Annotated in this window: 17 protein-coding genes; 9 read left to right on the top strand and 8 right to left on the bottom strand. The window is 47.6% G+C overall.

Features of this window, described 5'->3' with window-relative positions:
- Nucleotide 1: 1 nt before the first annotated feature.
- Complete coding sequence (locus ACTHMC_RS00975; RefSeq protein WP_440410051.1) at nucleotides 2-2,557, bottom strand: YfhO family protein; 2,556 nt, start codon at nucleotides 2,555-2,557, stop codon at nucleotides 2-4.
- A gap of 68 nt (nucleotides 2,558-2,625) precedes the next feature.
- The gene (locus ACTHMC_RS00970; protein WP_440410050.1) at nucleotides 2,626-3,738 is read right to left on the bottom strand and encodes a glycosyltransferase; all 1,113 of its coding nucleotides are present in this window, start codon (nucleotides 3,736-3,738) and stop codon (nucleotides 2,626-2,628) included.
- 60 nt (nucleotides 3,739-3,798) lie between these two features.
- Here ACTHMC_RS00970 and ACTHMC_RS00965 point away from each other — a divergent pair, with 60 nt between their 5' ends.
- Both ACTHMC_RS00965 and ACTHMC_RS00960 read left to right on the top strand, forming a co-directional pair.
- Entirely contained in the window at nucleotides 3,799-4,083 is a 285-nt protein-coding gene (locus ACTHMC_RS00965; protein ID WP_440410048.1) for a hypothetical protein, read from the top strand.
- A 7-nt stretch (nucleotides 4,084-4,090) separates the two neighbouring features.
- Complete coding sequence (locus tag ACTHMC_RS00960) at nucleotides 4,091-4,867, top strand: queuosine precursor transporter (RefSeq protein WP_440410046.1); 777 nt, start codon at nucleotides 4,091-4,093, stop codon at nucleotides 4,865-4,867.
- Here the strand turns inward: ACTHMC_RS00960 and ACTHMC_RS00955 are convergent.
- Together ACTHMC_RS00955 and ACTHMC_RS00950 are read right to left on the bottom strand one after the other, a co-directional pair.
- Nucleotides 4,864-5,388 carry an N-acetyltransferase family protein gene (locus ACTHMC_RS00955; RefSeq protein WP_440410044.1) on the bottom strand — a complete coding sequence of 175 codons (525 nt, stop codon included), beginning with the start codon at nucleotides 5,386-5,388 and terminating at the stop codon, nucleotides 4,864-4,866. The two genes, ACTHMC_RS00960 and ACTHMC_RS00955, sit on opposite strands and share 4 nt — an antisense overlap.
- A gap of 10 nt (nucleotides 5,389-5,398) precedes the next feature.
- Entirely contained in the window at nucleotides 5,399-6,118 is a 720-nt protein-coding gene (locus tag ACTHMC_RS00950) for a PrsW family intramembrane metalloprotease (protein WP_440410042.1), read from the bottom strand.
- Between the two features lie 60 nt (nucleotides 6,119-6,178).
- Here ACTHMC_RS00950 and ACTHMC_RS00945 point away from each other — a divergent pair, with 60 nt between their 5' ends.
- The 3 genes from ACTHMC_RS00945 to ACTHMC_RS00935 all read left to right on the top strand — a co-directional run bounded on the left by ACTHMC_RS00945 (nucleotide 6,179) and on the right by ACTHMC_RS00935 (nucleotide 13,128).
- Nucleotides 6,179-9,007, top strand: a complete 2,829-nt coding sequence (locus tag ACTHMC_RS00945) for a TolB family protein (RefSeq protein ID WP_440410041.1) — start codon at nucleotides 6,179-6,181, stop codon at nucleotides 9,005-9,007.
- Nucleotides 9,008-9,126: 119 nt separating this feature from the next.
- Nucleotides 9,127-11,037 (top strand): IPT/TIG domain-containing protein, encoded by a 1,911-nt coding sequence (locus ACTHMC_RS00940; RefSeq protein WP_440410039.1) that lies wholly within the window; start codon nucleotides 9,127-9,129, stop codon nucleotides 11,035-11,037.
- A 186-nt stretch (nucleotides 11,038-11,223) separates the two neighbouring features.
- Nucleotides 11,224-13,128, top strand: a complete 1,905-nt coding sequence (locus tag ACTHMC_RS00935) for an IPT/TIG domain-containing protein (RefSeq protein WP_440410037.1) — start codon at nucleotides 11,224-11,226, stop codon at nucleotides 13,126-13,128.
- A gap of 117 nt (nucleotides 13,129-13,245) precedes the next feature.
- Here the strand turns inward: ACTHMC_RS00935 and ACTHMC_RS00930 are convergent, their stop codons facing one another.
- Nucleotides 13,246-15,876 carry a valine--tRNA ligase gene (locus ACTHMC_RS00930; protein ID WP_440410035.1) on the bottom strand — a complete coding sequence of 877 codons (2,631 nt, stop codon included), beginning with the start codon at nucleotides 15,874-15,876 and terminating at the stop codon, nucleotides 13,246-13,248.
- 461 nt (nucleotides 15,877-16,337) lie between these two features.
- Between ACTHMC_RS00930 and ACTHMC_RS00925 the strand changes: the two genes are divergently transcribed.
- Together ACTHMC_RS00925 and ACTHMC_RS00920 are read left to right on the top strand one after the other, a co-directional pair.
- Nucleotides 16,338-17,711 carry an exonuclease domain-containing protein gene (locus tag ACTHMC_RS00925; protein WP_440410033.1) on the top strand — a complete coding sequence of 458 codons (1,374 nt, stop codon included), beginning with the start codon at nucleotides 16,338-16,340 and terminating at the stop codon, nucleotides 17,709-17,711.
- 30 nt (nucleotides 17,712-17,741) lie between these two features.
- Nucleotides 17,742-18,221: a hypothetical protein gene (locus tag ACTHMC_RS00920; RefSeq protein WP_440410031.1), complete on the top strand. Its 480-nt coding sequence runs from the start codon at nucleotides 17,742-17,744 to the stop codon at nucleotides 18,219-18,221.
- A gap of 145 nt (nucleotides 18,222-18,366) precedes the next feature.
- On the opposite strand, the gene ACTHMC_RS00915 is transcribed toward ACTHMC_RS00920, so the two are convergent.
- From ACTHMC_RS00915 to ACTHMC_RS00905, 3 genes are all read right to left on the bottom strand, one after another.
- A complete protein-coding gene (locus ACTHMC_RS00915; RefSeq protein ID WP_440410029.1) occupies nucleotides 18,367-18,630 on the bottom strand; it encodes a helix-turn-helix domain-containing protein in 264 nt (87 codons plus the stop codon).
- A 91-nt stretch (nucleotides 18,631-18,721) separates the two neighbouring features.
- Nucleotides 18,722-19,051 (bottom strand): helix-turn-helix domain-containing protein, encoded by a 330-nt coding sequence (locus ACTHMC_RS00910; RefSeq protein WP_440410028.1) that lies wholly within the window; start codon nucleotides 19,049-19,051, stop codon nucleotides 18,722-18,724.
- A 402-nt stretch (nucleotides 19,052-19,453) separates the two neighbouring features.
- A complete protein-coding gene (locus tag ACTHMC_RS00905) occupies nucleotides 19,454-19,975 on the bottom strand; it encodes a thermonuclease family protein (protein ID WP_440410026.1) in 522 nt (173 codons plus the stop codon).
- A 154-nt stretch (nucleotides 19,976-20,129) separates the two neighbouring features.
- Here ACTHMC_RS00905 and ACTHMC_RS00900 point away from each other — a divergent pair, with 154 nt between their 5' ends.
- Nucleotides 20,130-20,639 carry a PEGA domain-containing protein gene (locus tag ACTHMC_RS00900; RefSeq protein WP_440410024.1) on the top strand — a complete coding sequence of 170 codons (510 nt, stop codon included), beginning with the start codon at nucleotides 20,130-20,132 and terminating at the stop codon, nucleotides 20,637-20,639.
- A gap of 103 nt (nucleotides 20,640-20,742) precedes the next feature.
- The coding region (locus tag ACTHMC_RS00895) for a hypothetical protein (RefSeq protein WP_440410022.1) at nucleotides 20,743-21,030 on the top strand (288 nt) is incomplete at its 3' end.

Genomic DNA, 21,030 nt, shown 5'->3' with positions numbered 1-21,030 from the left:
TTTACGCTCTTACAGCGGTTGAAGGATCCTGGTTATTCCTGTTGCGCCAGAGCATCACGGCTCCACCCAGCACCAGCAGGATGGAAATGATACCTGTGATCAGGGTGATCAGGTTACCGGTGTGGTAAGACTCCGGTTCAAATTTGAACTCGATATTATGCTTGCCTGCCGGAATGGGCAGGCCACGCAGGGTGTAGTTCACTTTGGCGATCGGTGTTTCCTTGCCGTCGATGAAAGCTTTCCAGCCATTGGGGTAGTATACTTCGCTGAATACGGCAAACTGGTTGGATGCAGCATTGCTTTCATAGCTCACTTCATCATTGATATTGCGTGTCATCCGGATGGTGGCCAGCGAATCGTATTGCGGTTCGAATGCCACTTTGGATTTCTCGCGCTGATCCAGGATAGCAGTATCTGCCGGACTGAAATTATCCAGCGCTTTCATTTCCGCATCTGCATTGGGCTCATATTGCAGGCCTTTCACAAACCACACGGCGCCAAGCGCTCCGGGATTCATCTGTGCGATAGGTTGGTTGGTCTGCCTGTTCACACCAATGAAATATTTGGTGTTGAGCATATTGAACACTGCCATGTTTTGCTTGTGCAACTGGTGGGTGATGAGATCATCGTAAGTACTGAGCCTTGCCGGCAGGTAACCACCGATGGAATTGTGGTGGTAAGAGGCTCTTGAATCGGCAAAAGGATTACCGGCAGTCTGGTCATAGACCCTGTAATAACCTGTGTCCTGCTTGATCTGAAGATCGGCGGCATTGGCCGCCAGCGGCGCCAGGAAGTCTGCCTGATCAACGTAGTTATCATCTTTCAGGTAACGGCGGTCAACCGGTAAGAGGTCCACCAGGTTAAGCAGAATGAAGGCTGCCAGTACATATTCTCCCTTGAGTTTTTTGGTAATGCCTACCCAGATCAGCGCTGCTGCCAGCACATAAAAAAGGAGCGTGCGGAGCAGATCGCTCTCATACAATGTTTTACGGTCGGCACTCAGCCCGTTCATGATGGACGATGAGATGGTCCTGGCCTGTTGCAGTACCTGCTCATTGGGTTGTCCGCCCTGGGAGGCCATCTGGGTGATAGCGCCGGAAATACCTTCGCGGAGCTGTGTATCGCCGGAAGCTTTGAAGCTGCCGGTGAAGTAAGTACCAACCAGGATGGCCAGCACCACTGCTACTCCGATACCGGCCAGTTTCAGCCTTTTCATCAGTACGGCCTTGTCCCATTCTGTAAAGAAGAGGGACTGCAATGTCATGGCTGCCAGCAGGGCAAAAGTGAGTTGCGGGATCACCAGGGCTGTTGTGGGGGCTCTGAATTTATTATAGTAGGGAAGATGATCGAAGAGGAAATAGTTCACGGCGGAGAAATTGCTGCCCCATGCCAGTACGATGCCTATAATGGAAGCTGCAATGATCCATCCTTTGTGCCATGATTTTACCACGAAGATACCCGTAACAAAGAGCAGGCATACGATAGCGCCCAGGTAAACGGTCCCGGAAGTGCCGGGTTGTGCGCCCCAGTAGGAACTGAGCGCTGGATAGATATAGTTGGCAAATTCCTGAGGCAGCTGTGATTCCTGCAATGCCTGGAGGGCCTTGCCGTCTTCAGGTAGTTCTCTCGGACCATCGCTGCCACCGTTGAAAGCGGGCATGGTGAGGGTCATGGTTTCGCTGACGCCGTAGCTCCAGTGGAAGGCATAGCTTTTATCCAGACCGCCTTTGGTTTTGTTCTCTGTTATCTTTTTACCATCCGGGCTAACGGTGAGCTCAGATCTGCCACCACGCATGGACTCCTTTGCATAGGAGTTGGTGGGAAGCAGGATCACGGCATAACTGAAAATGCCCAGCAGCAGTGAAACGATGGCCAGTCCTGCAGTGTACAGCACCGGTTTGAAATCTTTCTCTTTGAAAGCCTTTATCAGCATGCCCACACCAAAACAGGCGGCAATGATGAATGTATAATATAAGATCTGCAGGTGGTTCTGCCAGGTAAGCAGGGTACTGAATATAAGAGTGACGATGAAGCCCAGTATATATTTCCGCTGGCTCAGCAACAGCAGCCCCGCAAGCAGGGCTGGTGCATAACCCATGGACATCAGTTTGGTATTATGCCCTACAGCGGCAATGATGGCATTGTAGGAAGCGAAGGCATAAGCCAGCGATCCGAAGATGGATGGCATGCTGCGCAGGCGCATGGCCAACGCCAGGATATAGAAACCCACACATGCCAGGAAGAAGAAGCTGGCAGGTGCCGGCAGCCACAGCGTAAATACATTGTGCAGCCAGGCGAGGGTGATATTGTATTTGGCTTCGATACCAATCTGGTAAGCAGGGATACCACTATAGGAGTAATTGCTCCACAGCGGCCAGTGACCATATTTCTCCTTGTATACATTGGACTGTTCGATCATCCCTTTCCAGCCCAGGGTATCACTCTGATTCAGCACCATGCCCTTGAAAGCCGGTAAACAGAAGAAAATGGAAATGATCAGAAAGATCCCGATCGCAATAACATGTGGCTTAAACTGCTGCCAGATTGATTTGTTCATTAGTAAAGGATGGTTAAAAGATGCGACAAAATAAGGCAATTATTTGGTAAGTTGATCAGCCAGAGCCATTAAAGCGCCTGCATGGCCGCCGCTGCATCCGCCGTGATGGTGCCCCAGTAGAATTGCTGGTAGAAAGAAACCGGCATGGCACTGTTGTGGTTCTGCAACTGAAGCACGGCTTTTACGTAGGCCGGCCAGTCCGTATTGCCCGTCAGCACCAGTTTGCCGCCACAGATGGCGGGATCGATGCCTTCGCCGCCGTTTATGGAAGACACGGCATTCATATTATTGCCAAGTGCCTCCACCAGCTTGGTTTTGATACCACCGCCGCTGTTCACGGGGTTGAGGAAAATATCAGAGCCCTGAAAATAGGGGTCGATATCGTCTACAAATCCGGCAAAGATCATATGGGGAGGGCGGCTGGCAACTATACTTTCAGGAATATCCTTCCCGCAGATCAGGATGGTATAATTCAAAGCCTCCTGCTGAAGCAGCGGGTTGATATCTTTTATAATATGGTTCAGGGCCTCCAGGTTGGGAGAGTAATTGAAAGCGCCATTGAACAGGAGCAAAAGCTGGTCTGGTGCAATAGCATGTGTTTGGAGCAGGTACTGCCGGGCCTCTTGTTTTTCGGTTGGGGATGGTGGTTGGCTGATGCCGATGCCGTAGATGGCTACCGAAGTCCGCCCGGGTTGCAGTCCGAATTCCCGGATGGCATATTGACGGTCTGCCTCCTGGATAAAAAAACTATGGTCGGCCCGGCGGTGCACCATCTTTTCATACTGCCAGAGGATGCGCCACCACCATTTTCCGAGGGACTTCCACCGGAGCCCTTCGATATTATGTGAATGCACCACCAGTTTCACCCCTGCGAATTGCTTAAGCAGGATGCCCAGCCATCCGAAATATGGATGTTCCAGCAGCAGGTGGGTGATCTTTTTCTGACGGATGAGTTTACGGAGCGTAAAAAAATAAAATATATTCACGTAGCGCAGGGCGCTGTTGGAAAGCCGGTTGATCAGTTCATACCCCGTTGAATATGCCGGATCATTGCTCCTGGTGGTGATACAGCTGAGTTGCACATGCTTTGAAAAGTACTGATAAAACAGGGCAATCCCTTTCTGTCCGCCCATCTTTGGAGGTAAGAACTTATAAGATACCAGGCTCAGTACTTTGATCATGAGATTGACGCTGAATTGACGGGTTGAATAAAATAATGCAATTTTACACCAAGTTGGTTTATGCGTAAACTATTATTTTTAAGCAGGGTGGCCTTCCTGTGCAATATCTGTTTCTTACTGGCCTGGCTCATTCAATACCTGCCCGTATCACCACACGGGCATATTGCGTCAACCATTATTGTACTGGGCACCGGTGTTGCGGTGATCCTGAACATGGTGGTGAATATTATCGTTATCATTTCCCTTTTTGTAAAAAAAAGCAACTGGCAGTTTTATCCGCGCTGGCTGATAATCTGTAATTTCCTGTTTCTGATCCTTCAGCTTTTTACCTTATTATTCAATTAATCATTACATGATCCATAATATTATCCGTGACAAATCAACCCGTCTTTTTCTTTTTCTCGGTGCTTTTTTCATTGCCAATGCCATCATTGCCGAAGTGATTGGCGTGAAACTTTTCTCCCTGGAGGATACACTTGGTATTGACAAAGTGAATTTCTCGTTGCTGGGAGAGAGCGGGCTTTCTTTCGATCTCACCGTAGGCACGCTTACCTGGCCCATCGTGTTTATCATGACGGATATCATCAATGAATATTACGGCGTGAAGGGCATCCGCTTCCTGAGTTATATTGCAGCCGGGCTCATCGCTTTCTCTTTCTTGGTTTTTTACCTGGCGATACATACTGCTCCTGCAGGCTGGTGGGTGGGCTCACAGGCAGACAAAGGCGTACCTGATATGCAGGCTGCCTATTCCCAGATCCTGGGTCAGGGCATGATGATCATCGTAGCCTCCCTAACGGCTTTTATGGTAGGGCAGGTAACGGATGCCACCATCTTCAAAAAGATCAAAAAATTAACAGGGGAAAAGAATATCTGGATGCGCGCAACCCTCAGCACGCTGGTATCCCAGCTGATAGATACCATCGTTGTGTTGTATATTTATCTCTATCTCTCACTGGGATTCTCCTTTGCAAAAGTAACGGCCATCGGTATCGTGAACTATACCTATAAATTCCTGATCGCCATTCTGATGACACCGGTGATCTACCTGGTGCATGGACTGATTGAAAGGTATCTGGGTAAGGACCTGGCTTCTGATATGAAGAATGCGGCTATGCGGGAGGGTTAGTCTTCCGCTTTCATTAAGGGTTTCTCCATGATATAGTCGTTCATCTGGTAACCATTACCGATCTCTATATCCACTTCTCTGGTAACGTGGAAGCCCTGCTTTTCGTAGAATTCGCGCGCTTTGTTGTGGCGGTTCACGTTGAGGCGCAGGGTAGTGGCGCCTTCTTCCAGGATCTGTTCAGTAACAAAACTGAGCAGGGCGCGGCCCACGCCGGTTCCCTGAGTTTGCGGCAGTACGTAAATTTTATGGAGCTTGTGTACGCCCTCGTCTTCGGTAACACTGAAGGAGGCAAAGCCTACGGCGTCTTCGTCGAGTTCCGCTATGAGGAAGTGATGGTGTTGTTTAATGATCTGATCGGTCAGAGAGTCCGGGCTATAGCTCATGTCGAGCATATAGTTCAGTTGCTCCGGGCTGAGGATGGCTCCATAGGTGCCGGGCCAGATCTGCTGGGCCAGGTAACCGATCGTAGGGATATCGTCCAGATCCGCAAAGCGGATCACCAGTTCTGCACTTGTATTCATGGGAACAATATTATGGATTTTCAAATACTTCTCTCGATAAATTCTGGTGGATGCGGATGGCCCTCCAGGCCAGTCTCATTGCTATCCAGTAACAGATGATGGCGCCGAAGGCCAGGATGCCTGTGCTCACATATCTGGTAACGTTCGGGTTCTTCTGCAGGAAAAGAAAGAAATCGAATGCCCCATGGAATACCACTGCCAGCAGCAGGCCTGTCAGGAGGCGCAGCACCGGCCGGTGATGATCGAATTTGGCCAGCCCGGCATGAAAACCCATCAACACTCCAAAGGCCGCATGTGCAGGAACGGAAAGGAACATACGCAGGACACCGGTGGCAAAGCCATTCTCCAGCACATACCAGATATTCTCAAAACTGGCAAAGCCCATAGACACCATTACGCTGTAGATGATACCATCAAAAGGTTCATTGAAGGCAGGCTGCCGGTAAGCATAGAAGCGTAGCATCAGGAACTTGCTGCCTTCTTCACTGAAAGCCACCAGTACAAATGCAAAGAGTATATAATAAGTGATGGACCAGGGTGAGAAATTGGCATCCAGTACCGGTTGAAGGCTGGTCTGTACCAATATTGCAGGAAAAGTGCTGGCCACGCCAAGCATGAATGAAAGTAGCAGGTTCCGCAGCGGTTCCCTGTCGTATTTGTCCCTGGAATAAATGAAAAACGCAATTGCCAGTCCGGGTGCCAGCGCTAATGCCAGAAGAGAAAGGACCATAATCCAAAAATAAACAAAAGGCGGGATGGTGTAAATGATAAATGTCTTAATTTTCCTTTCATGCGCAAATCATTGTTCCTGGCCTTATTCATTACCAGCTGTTCGGCAGGTTTTGCCCAGCAGTTCGGAGGCCATCCTCCTTCCACCCGCTGGCGTCAGGTGAATACGGACTCCGTTCGTGTGATCTTCCCGGCTGGTCTTGAAAATTCAGGAAAGGAAGTGGCCGGCATCATCCACCGTATCGGGCAGCAGCCGCAGGGATTGCTGGGCAACCGCCTTCGCAAGATCAGCATCGTGCTGCAACCGCATACCACCATTTCCAATGGTTATGTTGGCCTCGGGCCATGGCGCAGTGAATTCTATCTTACCCCTCCGCAGAACAGTTTTCAGTTAGGCAGCCTTCAATGGCAGCAGAGCCTGGCCCTGCATGAATACAGGCATGTGGAGCAGTATGCCAATTTCAGGAAAGGCATTTCAAAACTTGCCTATATCCTCTTCGGTGAACAGGCGCAGGACCTGGTGAACAGTGCAGCAGTTCCCAACTGGTTCTTTGAAGGTGATGCCGTTTACCAGGAAACCATCCTAAGCCAGCAGGGCAGGGGAAGAGTGCCTGCCTTTTTCAATGATTACCGTTCATTATGGGCAGCACGCAAGGATTATAGCTGGATGAAGCTCCGTAACGGATCACTCCGTGATTTTGTGCCGGATCATTACCGCCTGGGATATATGATGGTGGCCTATGGCCGCGAAAAATATTCACCGGAACTCTGGAGCAGGGTTACCGACGATGCCGCCAGGTTCCGCGGACTCTTCTATCCGTTACAGCATGCAATAAAGAAACATACCGGAGAGGACTATGCGCAGTTCCGCCAGCATGCTTTCGAGTTTTTCAATCAACGGTTCAAAGACAGCAGCCGGACTGCTGTTGACGAATATGCCGCCACCCGCAAACATTTTGCAGGTGATGCGGAATACCCGCAATGGCTGGATGCCAGTACCCTGGTGTATGTGAAGAGCAGCTACAAAAAGATCCCGGCCTTTGTTTTGCGCAATGTGCAGTCCGGCCGGGAAGAGAAACTCCGTATAAAAGATATTTCCCTCGATGGATATTTCTCTTTGCGCAATGGAAAGATCGTGTATGCCGCGTATGAACCGGATCTCCGCTGGAGCTGGCATAATTATTCTGTGATCAAATGGCTGGATGTGGCCAGCAATGAACAGAGGACCCTTACCCGCAAAACGCAATTGTTTGCTCCCGATATCAGTGAAGACGGCAACAGCATCGTTGCCGTGAATATGGAACCGGGCACCAATGCACAGTTGCAACTGTTCAATGCCTCCGACGGGGCACTGGTCAAAAGCCTTCCCAACCCTGACACCCTGTTTTACACTTTCCCGAAATTCTATGGCAATAATTCCATCGTAACCTCTGTGCGTAATAATGCCGGGCAGATGGCGCTGGGCTCGGTGGATCTTTCCACCGGCAAAATGGAATACTTGACACCCTTCTCCTGGAATGTGATCGGTAATCCTGCTGTGCATAAAGACACTATTGTGTTCACTGCATCGCAGGGCGCGCTCGACCGGCTTTTCCTGTATACAAACGGTAAGCTTTTCAATATACAACCTGAACAGGGCTCCCGCTTTACCGGCCATTACCAGGGCCAGGTGGCTTACGGGCAGTATGCTTATACGGCATTCACGGCCGTGGGCGATCTCCTGCAACAGGGACGTATAACCGGAAAAAATCTGCTGCCGACCGATGTATCGGTTTTCAATGCCTCGCCTTCCGCGCAGGGCGTTTCAGAAATAGGACAGGGGAAATATCATCCCATCACGGCAGCAGCTTCCGACTCTGCCATGCCGGTAAGCCATTATGGAAAAGGATTCCGTCTTTTCAATTTCCATAGCTGGAGGCCGTTTGTGGACGACCCGGACTATACCATTTCTTTACTGGGCGAAAATGTGCTGAACACACTGCAATCCGAACTCTATTTCAATTATAATAATAACGAGCGTAACAAGCAAGTGGGCGCCAGCTTCACTTATGCGCAACTGTTTCCCTGGATCAGGCTTAGCACCAACTATATCATCGATCGTCCTTTCAACGATAATCTGCGGTCGTTCTATTTCAATGAATGGAATGCTGCAGCCGGGTTTATTATTCCTATGAACTTCAGCAAGGGCAGGTATTATACCAACCTGAGCTTTGGTTCTGATATCGCTTACAAGAAGCAGTTCATCCAGGGGCAATACAAGGATACTTTCAATACAGAAGGCTTTTCTTTTATCAGACCCTTCGTCAATTTCTCCAACCAGGTGCAGACGGCCCGGATGCATATCCTGCCAAGGTGGGGGCAGGTGATCCAGCTTTCATACAACCGTCCAGTTTCACGTCGTGAGAACGACCAGTTCCTCGCAACCGGTTACTGGTATTTCCCCGGGCTTGCACAAACGCATAATCTCGTTTTCAATACTTCTTACCAGAAAAGAGGAAACGTTGGCAATTATTCATTTTCCACCAGCTTCCCGTTTTCGCGTGGTTACAATGGACGGAATGATCCGCAGATGTGGAAGGTGGGCGCCAACTATCATTTGCCGTTATTGTACCCCGACTGGGGCTTTGCCAATATCGTATATTTCCAGCGCGTACGGGCCAATCTCTTCTATGATCATACGGGGATAGAAGTGAAGCTGAACACTGGAATGATGCGGAACTTCGATCTTCGATCATACGGCACCGAAATCTACTTCGATACCAAATGGTGGAACCAGCACAATGTTACATTCGGCATCCGGTACAGCCGTCTGCAGGATGGTGCGTTGCAGGGACTTGCTGCCAACCAGTGGGAGTTCATCATGCCGGTGAACCTGCTGGGTGCTCGTTAGAAATCAACTGGTGGGAATTTTGTGTTGATTCGGGAGCATCCGGATGCTATCCACCCGAATTGTATCGGGATGCTGTTTCCTTTATACCATCTTGCCGGTCAAATAAAACCCAAGATCGTATGAAATTCACGCATCTTCGCGTAGCTGTCTGTATGCTCGCGTTGCTAACTTCCATCGGAATATATTCCTGTAAAAGGGATTCTCCCAAAGACACGAAACTGGAACTTACATCCTTCACTCCCGAGTTGGGCAGCGAAGGAGGAGCAGTTACGTTGACTGGAAAGAATTTCTCATCCACCAAAGAGAACAACACTGTAAAGTTCAACGGAGTGGCTGCAATTGTTTCAGAAGCTTCCGGCGATGGTACTTCGCTTACAGTAATTATCCCGGAAAATGCCACTACCGGTAAGATCACTATCAAAACGGGCGATCAGGAAGTAGTTTCCACCAAAGATTTTGTGGTGAACCCGCTGGCTCCGGTTGTTACCGGCTTTACTCCTGATCATGGTGGTGAAGGCACTGTTGTAACTATCACAGGTAACAATTTTAAAGCTCCTGCCACTGTTGTGATCGGCGAATACCCCGTTATTGATATTGTAGTGGTGAACAAAACAACCATCACTTGTAAGATAGACGCTGATATGCTTAGTGGAAAGATCAAAGTGCGTTGCAATGAGCTGGATGGTTTTAGCGCCACCGATTTTTATATTCCTCCGGTACCTGCTGAAATCGCGCCAGCCCACGGCTCTGAAGGAGACGTGGTGGATATCACGGGTAAGAATTTTCATACTATACCTGCAGAGAACATGGTTAAGTTCGGTACAATAACAGCTGAAGTAACTGAGGCATCTTCCACCAAACTAACTGTAAAAGTGCCGGCAGGTGCCGTTGATGGAAGGTTGTCTGTTTCTGTAAAGGGAATGAGTGCAGAAACCATCAATTCGTTTACGGTACTGACAACAATAACTGGCTTCAATCCTAAATTCGGTCAGCCAGGAACAGATGTAGTGATCAGCGGAAAGAATTTTGATGCTGCACTTACCAGTGTGAGGCTTGGATCTGAGGGATGTAATATTGTAGCCAGGGATGCCAATTCCATCACGGTAAGGCTGCCTGATCATGCATATGTGTTTGGAAATAAATTCTCTGTTCTCTCTCGCGGATACTACGTAAACACAAAAGATGAATTTGAAGTAACCAATATCTGGCAACCTGTTCACCACTCTGCAGGCCTGAGTCACTTGCTGGGCCTTTCTTTCTCAATTGGCAATAAAATATACCTGGCCGGAGGTGACAAGAACAGTGATGTACATGAGTGGGACCCTGCTACCGGTGACTGGACAAAAGTGAATACAATGCCGGATGGAATTGCAGGAGGACAATATGGTTCTGTGATTGTGGCCAATAACAAAGCGTATATGGGTAACTTCTTTGGCGTAACAGGTTTGGGTGAGTGGTACGAATTCAATCCAGCTTTTACCGGTTCAGGCGCCTGGAGGAAAATTGCTGATTTTCCGAAGTCCGGCGCTTATGGATGCGTAGCCTTCAACCTGAATAACCAACTGTATGCCGGCATGGGTACTAACAATACTGCCTTTATTGCCAAACTGGATCCAGCCGCAAATAATGGAAATGGAGAATGGGGACATAACTTTGCGCCATCTTCAGGAAACCGTTTGTATCCCTCATATTTTTCGATCAATGGTGTAGGGTATTATGGAGCTGGATTTGATGGTAGTATCAATACAAGGGGAGAATTTTACAAATTTGATCCGGCAACCAGTACCAATTCTGTAACACCGATAAAAGACCTTCCTGTTACCGTTGCGCATGCACCAGGTTATGCGATGAATGGTAAAGGGTATGTTATTGCAGGCACTTTTGCTTATGAGTATACACCAGCAGATAATAACTGGACGAGAAACAAATATAGTATCCAGTATGCACCATTGTCTGTACAGGTGCTGAATAATAAAGCATATGCCGTCACCAATGAGGGACGTGTTTACCAATTCATTCCAAATCGCTAGAACCATACCTTTTCCCTTTATGAAAAAAGAAACGGGGAGCTTTATACTCTCCGTTTTCTTTTTATGAAATACAGGCTTACCGGAAAGATCTGTTGATTGGGGGCATTCACCAGGCCGCTCAGCCGAATTGTATTCTGGGGTTGTCTGTTTTATATCATCTTGCCGGTCAAATAAAACCCAAATCGTATGAAATTCATAAGTCTGCGCATTGCTGGCTATATGCTTGCGCTGCTATCATTCATGACTTTTAACTCCTGTAAACGTGATTCTCCCAAAGACACTAAAATGGTACTTACATCCTTTACGCCAGAAGTTGGCAGTGAAGGCGGTATTGTAGTTTTAACCGGAAAAAATTTCTCTTCTTCCAAAGAAAGCAATACCGTTAAGTTCAATGGTGTAATTGCTGCTGTTACTGAAGCTGCCGCTGATGGAACTTCCCTGACAGTGACCATTCCTGAAAACGCCACTACCGGTAAGATCACTGTAAAAACAGGTGATCAGGAAGTGGTTTCCTCCAAAGATTTTGTAGTGAACCCACTGGCGCCTGCCATTACAGGATTTACGCCTGATCATGGCGCCGCAGGTACAATTGTAGTTATCACCGGTAAGAGTTTTGCAGCGCCTGCAAAAGTTTTTTTCGGAGAACTTGAAGGCACTGACGTAATTGTGGTCAGTAAAACCCGTATTGAAGTGAAAGCTCCTGCCGACCTGGTCACAGGAAAGATCCGTATTGAATGTAATGGACTGGAAGGAGTGAGCGCCGGATCTTTTTATGGGCCGCTGGCCGTAACTACCATTGAACCTAAAAAGGCAGAAGAGGATTCATTGATGTACATCAATGGAAGCAATTTTGATCTGACAAAGGAAAATAATATCGTGAAATTTGGTACAGTCACAGCTGAAGTAGTGGAAGCAACCAGTACTAAGCTCAGGGTGAAAGTTCCTGCTGGTGCTGCTGGCGGAAAGATCTCCGTTACGGTGAACAATGTATCGCTTGAAACTTCTGATGCGTTTACATTACTGCCAACTATTGTAGACTTCTCTCCCAAACACGGAGAGCCTGGCTCCACTGTAGTAGTAACCGGTAAGAATTTCAGTGCCACAGCGGTGGTCAGACTGGGAACCAAAACCTGTCCGGTTACCCAAAGAGACCCCGGTCAACTTACTATTACCGTAGCAAATGATCCTACCCTGATAGGTGAACGATTTGCTGTTTGGAACAGCAGTGATTTTACAACCCACAAGACGGTTTTTGAAATGACCAACGTCTGGAAGTGGATTGGTTCTGGCGGGGGCAGAAATTTACTGCGTGGTACACCATTTGCCATCGGTAATAAATTCTATATTATCGGAGGGTGGAATGATGGAACTGTTATCAGTTCTTTTGATGTAACAACTAAAACCTGGGATGCTCCGGTTTCTCTGCCTTCGGATCTTCGCGGTGTTTGGAGCGGATCTGTTTTTGTAATGAATAATAAAGCTTACATGGGGAATTTTCTATTCCCTGTTAACCCCCAATGGTATGAATTCGATCCTGCTCTTTCAGGAACAAATCAATGGAGGCCAGTAACTTCGGCGCCTAATTCCGATGCTTATGGAGGAGTTGCCCTCAATATCAATAACCGCTTATTCAACTTCCTGGGACTTGGTAGCAGTGATGTGAATGAGTTTAACCCCGCGGCAAAAGATGGCGCAGGCGAATGGACGAATCGTGTAACCACTTCTATCACTCATCAGCAATACGGTTCAGGTTTTGTAATCAATGGCATAGGATATTTCGGCGGTGGCGTAAATGCAGATAATGCTACTACACTGGATTTTTACAAATATGATCCTGCCACTAATGCAACGGCTGTTACAAAAATTGCCAATATGCTTGATGGAACTCAGTTTGCGCCAGCTTATGCTTTAAATGGTAAAGGATATGTACTGATGAATGAACTCTCATATCAATATGATCCTGGAAAAAATGAATGGACGCGTGGTAAATTTCAATTGCCAATCACTTTTAATTTTGCTCAGGTAATCAATAATAAGGTATATGCAATGTCAAATGCAGGAACTGTATACGAATACATACCAAACAAATAATTCATTTCCTTTTCCCTTCAACTAAACATCGGGGAGCAACTGCTCCCCGTTCGTTTATTACATGAAAAAGCCCCGGTAAGTCTGCACTCCCGGGGCTCTTTATCTTTTATCGATCCTTTATTGAAGATGGCTCAGGCTTTCTTCAATGATCTTCATTTTTTCCAGTGCATCTGCTTTTTTCTTCTGCTCATTGGCCAGTACTTCCGGCCTGGCATTGGCAACGAATTTCTCGTTACCCAGTTTCTTTTCCACTGAAACGAGGAAGCCTTTCAGGTATTCCAGGTCTTTCAGCAGCTCTTCTTTCTGATTGCCTGTTTCCATCGGCTTTTCCGTAGCGATGCAGAACCTGTCTTTGCCAATAACGATGGTGATGGTATTGGCAACGGTCTCTTTCACAAAGATGATCTCCGTGGCATTGGCCTGTTTCATCAGGATGCTGCGAACCGCTTCATAAGCAGGCTGCTCATTGGTCTGGATGTAAACAGTGATGGGATCTTTCGGCTTCATCTGGTTCTTCTGACGCAGATCGCGGATACCGGTGATGGCTTCTTTCAGGATATTGCCCTGGCGGATGATACCGGCATCTACATTACCGGGAGCAGTGAATTGCTTCACGCAGAGATCATCTGTTCTTTCTGCCAGCAGGTGATATACTTCCTCTGTAACGAAAGGCATGAAAGGATGCAGCATCTGCATCAGTTCGGAGAAGAAGTCCACCGTTTTATTGTAAATGGCGGAAGGCATTTTTTCTCCATAGGGAGGCTTCACCCATTCCAGGTACCAGTTACAGAAATCATCCCAGATAAGGGTGTATACGGTTTTCAGCGCTTCGCTGAGTTTGAAATCCTTGTATTGCTTTTCAACAATCGTTTTTGCTTCCTGCAGGCGGCTGTCGAACCAGTTGATGGCAAAATGATCTGCACTGCCGGTGCCGGGAGCCTGGTTGGCTTCCCACATTTTTACCAGCTTGAGCGCGTTCCAGACTTTGTTGTTGAATTTGCTGCCCTGCTCTGGAGAGGTTTCATCAAATAACAGGTCGTTGCCCGCAGGGGCGGAGATCATGATACCGAAGCGAACGGCGTCCGCGCCAGATGTTTCGATCAGTTTCAGCAGGTCAGGAGAATTATTGAGCTGTTTGCTCATCTTCCTGCCCAGTTTATCGCGCACCATTCCGGTGAAATATACATCACTGAATGGTTTCTCATTCATGTACTCCATACCGGCCATGATCATACGCGCCACCCAGAAGAAGATGATATCCTGTCCGGTTACCAGTACAGAAGTAGGGTAATAGTAATTGATATCAGGGTTGCCGGGGCTGGTGATGCCTTTGAACACTTCGATAGGCCAGAGCCAGCTGCTGAACCAGGTATCCAGCACGTCGGCATCTTGCGTAAGTGCAGGTTCAGTCCCGAATTGTTGTTTGAATGCTGCTTTAGCGTCTGCCTCGGTTTCTGCCACTACAAAATTGCCTTTGTCGTCGTACCAGGCAGGGATCTGCTGGCCCCACCAGAGCTGGCGGCTGATGCACCAGTCTTTCACATTCTCCAGCCAGTATTTGTAAGTGGCCAGGAATTTATCGCCGGGGTGAATGCGGACTTCTCCGCTGGTAACGGCGCCAAGGGCTTTGTCGGCCAGGTTGCGCATGGCCACAAACCATTGTGTTGAAATGCGGGGCTCCACCACGGCATTGCTGCGTTGGGAGAAACCGGTCCTGGTCTGGTATTCCTCTTCTTTGATCAGTTGTCCGGCATCGGCCAGCATCTTCACGATGCTGATGCGGGCTTCAAAGCGGTCCTGTCCCACGCAGATCTCTGCTGCTGCACTCAGCGTGCCGTCTGCATTCAGGGTATCGATGGTGGGGAGATTATGTTTAAGGCCCAGGTTATAGTCGTTTATATCGTGTGCAGGCGTTACTTTGAGGGCGCCTGTTCCGAATTCTTTGTCTACATATTCATCCTGGATGATGGGAATAGCGCGGTTCACCAGTGGCACCAGTACTTTTTTGCCATGGAGTTGAGTATAGCGTTCATCCGTGGGATTAACGCATACGGCAGTATCGCCCATGATGGTCTCAGGACGTTGTGTGGCGATGGTGATGAAGTTGGTGGTGGGCTTTCCGTTCTCATCGGCCACGAAATATTTAACATAGTAAAGCTTGCCCTGTACATCGCGGTATTCCACTTCTTCATCGCTGAGGGCGGTTTTGGCGGCAGGGTCCCAGTTGATCATGCGTGCTCCACGATAGATCATGCCTTTTTTGTAGAGATCAACAAAAACTTTGATCACCGAACGGTAGTAGTCAGGGTCCATAGTGAAGGAAACGCGGTCCCAGTCAACACTGCAGCCCAGTTTTTCTATCTGGTGATAAATGATATTTCCATATTTCTCTTTCCACTCGAATGCATGTTTCAGGAATTCTTCGCGAGAGAGGTCAGCTTTTTTGATGCCTTTTTCTTTTTCGAGCATCTGCACCACCTTGGCTTCAGTGGCAATGGAGGCATGGTCGCTTCCGGGTACCCAGCAGGCGTTGAAGCCGCTCATGCGGGCCTTGCGGACGAGGATATCCTGCACGGTCTCATTGAGGGTATGCCCCATGTGCAGTACGCCTGTGACGTTAGGCGGCGGGATCACCACCGTGTAGGAGGGGCGCCCGTCGGGTTTGCTGTTAAAGTATTTTTTCGCTTTCCAATGCTGAGACCACTTGTCTTCTGCTGAAGCCGGGATATAATTCTTGCTTAATTCCATATAGGTGAATGCACTTTAAAGGAGTGCAAAGGTACGCATTATAGGCTGGTAAAAGAAAAAACCGGTCCCCATCGGATGATGAAAACCGGTTAATGCGTTGTGTGGACAATCAAGGTAGCGTATCGCAGCGGCTTAGAAGCCGTACCAATACCAGTAAGTAAGGAACATGATCAGAGCAAGAAAACCCGCGGCAATAAGCGCAATTTTCATGTTTTCCCCTAGTTGATTCTGCTTTTTCATTTCTAACACGTTTTTAGACATAACCGATAAATTTTTTAGTTTAAACGGTGTTCATGGGATACGACGCTGTCAGGAGAGTGAATCAGTAACTATTTTCTTGAACGGGGGTTCTACAGTAAGATATACGGGGTCTTTCGAGGAAGGGTTGGATACAAAGATAAAACAAGGTTTTTAATAGTGCAAGCCCCATTTTTACATCTTCTTGCTACCTTTATAACCCTATGTATGCCATTGTTGATATAGAGACTACCGGAGGACATGCTGCTGGCAATGATATTACGGAAATTGCCATTGTGTTGCACGATGGCGAGAAAATCGTGCAACGGTTTGAAAGTCTGGTAAAACCGGACAGGAATATTCCCTATTATATACAGTCGCTCACCGGCATCTCCAATGAGATGGTGGCCGGTGCGCCCCGGTTCGAGGAGCTGGCGGGCACAGTGCATGGATTACTGAAAGATTGTGTTTTTATTGCACATAATGTGAATTTCGATTATTCCTTCGTCAAACACCATCTTTCGGCGGCCGGTTTTGAACTGGAAACCCAGAAACTCTGTACCGTGCGTCTGAGCCGGAAAATTTTCCCCGGACTGCCCAGTTACAGCCTGGGCAATCTCTGCCGGGAATTCGGTATCAGCAATGAACAGCGGCACAGGGCCGGCGGCGATGCCGATGCCACGGTCCGTTTGTTTGAACACCTGCTCCTGAACGATGCGGCTGCCCACATCGGGCAGTCCGTAAAAAAGAAATCAGCCGAACAGTCCCTGCCGCCCCACCTGCCGAAAGAGTGTATCGACAGGCTGCCTTATACTCCCGGGGTGTATTATTTCCACGATCAGAAAGGAAAAGTAGTGTATGTGGGAAAGGCCAAGAATCTCAAATACCGCGTGCGCAGCCACTTTACGCATAATGGTGCAGGTAAGCAGCGTCAGGATTTTCTACGGAATATCCACGATATCAGTTTTGAGGAAACGGGTACGGAACTGATGGCCTTTATCCTGGAGAGCATAGAAATTAAAAAACTCTGGCCGGAGTACAACCGGAGCCAGAAAAGGTTCACACCTTCGTTTGGCTTGTACCGTTATGAAGACAGGAACGGGTATATGCGGCTGGCCATCGATAAACAGAAGAAACATCTTCAGCCGCTGTATACATTCAACCTGCTGATAGAAGGGCATCGCCTGATGCGGAAGATGATGGAAGCTTTTCATCTTTGCCCGAAGCTCTGTTTTGTACAGACGGATCACAGCGCCTGTATTGGTGTGGAAGGGCACCCCTGTCTTGGTGCCTGCGAACAGAAAGAGCCGGTGGATATTTACAATAACCGGGTGGAGGAAGCTATAGTGTACCTGGAACAATTATTGCCTAGTTTTGCCATCGTGGGGGAAGGAAAGAGCAGGGGAGAGCGGAGCTGCATCCTGATGGAAAAAGGAAGATTCTACGGTATGGGCTACCTGCCGGAAGATGCAGCGGTAACGGACCTGGATTCCATGAAGCAATGGCTTACCAGGTATTCAGAGAATGATTATATCCGTGGCCTGGTGTATCAGCATGTAGACCGCTATCCTGCGCAGAAATTTCAATTTCCCGGATGAATTATTTGCGTTTAAAAAGTTGAATTCAATATGAAAATCGTTTTTTTTGTCCTTATCTCTGTCCTTGTCTTTTCCTGTTCCTCCGGGCCCGTCAAAGAAACCAAATCGCCGGATACGGCAGCCGCCAGAACAGTGGTGGAACCGGCCGGTAATATTCCTTCAGAAAGGAAGGATGTAAAGAAAGAAGCCGTGGCCAGTTACCGTGTAAAGACAGACAATCCGCTGAACGACTGGTATTTTTCGGTGGAATTGTTTGAAACGTCAAAGACATTTCACTATGTGATGAAGCTGGAATTTGAGGAGATAACGGGGAAGGACACGCTGCGGTTGCCGAATTTTGGTATGCTGCCTGAGCCGGTGATCAGAAAGGGGCCGGAGCAATACAGTGCTATCATTGGTTTTATGGATAAGGAAAAGCAGTTCCGGGAGTACAAGAAAGTGTATGTGGTGGGGGAGAAACTGAAGGTTACGGCATTGAAGCATTATGGAGTGAGCACTTATCAGCAATAAGCTGTTATGATACTGTTTTTTTGGAGCAGCTGTGAGGCTGCTTTTTTTATGCGCAAGTGTTTTTCTTGATTCCAGTCAACAAATCAGGAGATTTCTGTGGCGGAGAATAATTTTGCGGTTAAATTTGCCCTTAGAACCTTGCTGGTTATTTTTTGAAACTGATCACCTGGTCTATACTGACATTAAGGCTATACACTACTTTCAGTAGATTGCGGACGTTCACTTCTTCCCCATCCAGCATACGGGTGAGGGTGCTCCGGGATACACCGCTTTCATAAGCGAGATTGTCAAGTGTAATGCCAACCTGCTCCCTGCGTTCCTGTAACGCTTTTCCGATTCGGTTAAATATCTGGTCGATATCAGCTTCCGACAATTGTTTTACAGTCGGTTGTTTGTCACGCTTTGCCATACCACGAATTTGCCCAATTAGCACCATCTGTAAAATCCGGTGTTTGACGCTTTTGTTTTGAGGATTCTTTTATAAGATGTCAGATATGACACTATTGTGATTTTGCTTTTTTTGTTGGTGTCTTTTTCTCGGCTGCCTTTTTTTCGGCTTTCATCCGTTCGTGGATGATGGTATAGAATTCTACGTCGGTGATACTGAGCCCGCAGAGGATGATGTCGAGGGTATCCGAGCTTGGATTCTGACCGTTTTCAACCCGGATCAGGTTGCTCCGTGAGATGCCTGTTTCAGCAGCGAAATTTTCATAGGTGATATCGCGGCTTTCCCGCATTTCCCTGATGAATGCCCCCATAAGCTTACGCTTCAGCTCTCTGTCTGAAGCGAGTGATCTTGGGAGTTTGATATTTTCCTTCTGCTGGGACACTATGCGAATATGATCAATTAATTCCGTTTGTAAAATCCCTGATATAGAGCTTTTTATATGGAGTTTCAAAAATTAAGTCTCATAAAATGTACTTTATTAAGAATATTTCTTATTTTTATTTCTCAAGGTTATTGTAGCGGCAGCATGGTTCGCTCCTGTCAATCACTGCCGCCGGCTTTTTGCGACGCCGTCCCGGCATGATAGGAGTGGCCCCATTTCTTTTTCAGGTCGCTCCCCCAACTAATGTTAAATGTTACAATAGGATAAGGTTAATGGTTAACGCAACCGATTAGTACGGGTACTGGCATTCCTGTTGGTATCCTGGTTTTCCAATAGAATGAAAGGATGGCCCGCCCTCGTAGGCGGGCCTGTTTTTTGTGTTCACTGAATTGTTGGAGCTACTTACCGTTGCACGCGGTTTCTGCTCCGCCTGTGCAGCCAGGGTGCAACAGGATTTTCATCGGCCCAAAGCCCTGCCTTTTCATGGCGGGCTTTACTTTCCAATGTATCAAGTTTGGGGGAATTGTCGTATTTGATGAAATGCCAGGCAAAACCATTCTTCACCATTTCATGACTGAGTGAAATATTTTCATTGATATAAGTCCAGGCAATGATCCTGCTGTATCGGTCCCTGCTCACCTTTTTCAGACTGACTTCTTTTTGAAAACATAAAGTTGCCAGAAAATCTTTAGACTTCTGGTAATATGGCTGACCTCTTTCAGGAGCGTCGATCCCGGCCATCCTTACCCGGATGGTCTGGTTGGAGGAGGTCAGTAACTCAAATGTATCTCCGTCAACGATGCGGATCACCCTGCCTGTGTGATCTGATTTCGAGGCCAGCTCAAGATTGCCGCTGAAGTCACAGGCTGTCAGATGCAGCATGCAGAAGCAAACAAGCGCTGAAATATTAGTTTTCACAGACATGAGGACAATATATAAATAAATACAAACCTTATGGTTTTATTAACCGAATGATTTTTATCTTACTGCCCGGTATAGAGTTTTCAAGCCAGCCCAGCTCAGACGTTACCTGCATTTCCGGAGGAACGTTTTATTTATTTACCCCTTAACACCTGTAATGAAAAAGAATTTTATCTTTTCAATGGTCCTCATGGTTGCTGTTAGCCTCCTCAGCAGCTGCGCAGCTATCATTCATGGCTCCAAACAACATGTGGAGTTTGCCAGCAGGCCCACTGGCGCGCGTTTGTACATTGATGGTAAAGATATGGGGACCACTCCCCAGAGTCTCACACTGAGCAGAAGAGGAAATCATGAAAGAGATGCTGACGGGAAAAAATCATTTGCCATAAAACTTGAACTGGAGGGTTACAAGCCGTATGAAACAACACTGGAGAGAAAGCTGGATGGCTGGATTTTCGGTAACCTGCTTTTCGGAGGTGTGGTAGGCATTGTAATAGATATTGCCAGCGGAGCCATGTACAGACTGACCCCGAAACGGATCGATGGAGATTTTCTGGATAATACAGCCACTACCTCAGCTTCAAAAAATGGAATCTATATTGGTGTGACCATGCAGCCGGATCCCTCCTGGGAAAAGATCGGGCAAATGACAAAGCTCAGTAAATAGAGGGTATATTGATTAGGTATTGCCTCTGCATTTCTGACAATATATACTTTTGGAAATGAGCCTTGAATAATGGAATTTGGCCGCCGTCCATAAAATTGAATAAATGAGAATTTTATCCCTTGTATCCTTTCTCCTGTTTTTGTTTGCGTGCAAAAGCCCCGGATCCGAATTTCCTGCTGTGATAGATGTGAAAAGTACGGCAGGCCTGAAAAGGATCACCGGCACCAAATTATTTGTATCAGCTCCCCCCAATTATAAATACCTGAGGAATACCGTCCGTTTTCAGCGCGATGAGCATACTTTTTTACAGGTGATAGAAGTACCTGGTTCCAATATCATGGAAATTAAAGAGAACCTTACTGAAGAGAATATAAAAAAGCAGGGAGCAAAA

It is taken from the genome of Pseudobacter sp., assembly GCF_051955275.1.
Taxonomy (GTDB): Bacteria; Bacteroidota; Bacteroidia; order Chitinophagales; family Chitinophagaceae; genus Pseudobacter.
This window is presented reverse-complemented; position numbering and strand designations above follow the sequence as displayed.